This window comes from Frigoribacterium sp. CFBP 13605 (assembly GCF_014839405.1).
Classification (GTDB): Bacteria; Actinomycetota; Actinomycetes; order Actinomycetales; family Microbacteriaceae; genus Frigoribacterium.
In genome coordinates, this window is the sequence record NZ_JACYNS010000221.1 from 1 (window position 1) to 667 (window position 667).

General features: G+C 76.6%; 1 protein-coding gene. It reads left to right on the top strand.

Features of this window, described 5'->3' with window-relative positions; translation table 11 throughout:
- Window positions 1–667: HAMP domain-containing protein (locus IFT36_RS16140; RefSeq protein WP_200413679.1), on the top strand; the 667-nt coding region annotated here is incomplete at both ends.

Sequence of the window (667 nt, forward strand, 5' to 3'; positions counted from 1 at the left end):
GCCCCGACCAGCTGCGCGAGGGCCCGCCCTCGCTCGGCGACGGCCCCGGACGCGGCGGCCCGGCCTCGGGGCTCGACGACGGACCAGGAGGCGCGGGCGCCGGCAGCCCGGACGGCACCGGCACCGGCACCGATGAGACCGGCACCGACTCCCCGAGCGGCACCGACGCCGGGGACGCGACCGGCACCTCCTCGTCCGACGCGGTCACGGTCACCTCGTCCGAGGTGCGGAGCGACGACGAGGTGACCACGCTCGTCTCGCAGCTCAGCGACGGGTCGACGATCACCCTGACCACGGACTCGCGGTCGGTGGGCGAGACCCTGGTGCAGCTGCGCTGGGTGATGATCGGCGCCTCCGCGGCGTTCCTGCTGATCGCCGCGATCGGTCTCGCCCTCGTGGTGCGGGCCACCCTGCGGCCGCTCGACCGGATGACCGGCGTCGCCCGGTCGATCGCACACGGCGACCGGGGACGACGCCTGCGGCCGGCCCGACGCGACACCGAGATCGGCCGGGTCGCCGTCGCCTTCGACGAGATGCTCGACGGTGTCGAAGGGGCCGAGCGGGCCGCGCTCGACGCCGAGACGCGGGTGCGCGCGTTCGTGTCGGACGCCGCCCACGAGCTGCGCACCCCCGTCGCCGGGATGCGCGCCGCGGCCGACACCCTCGT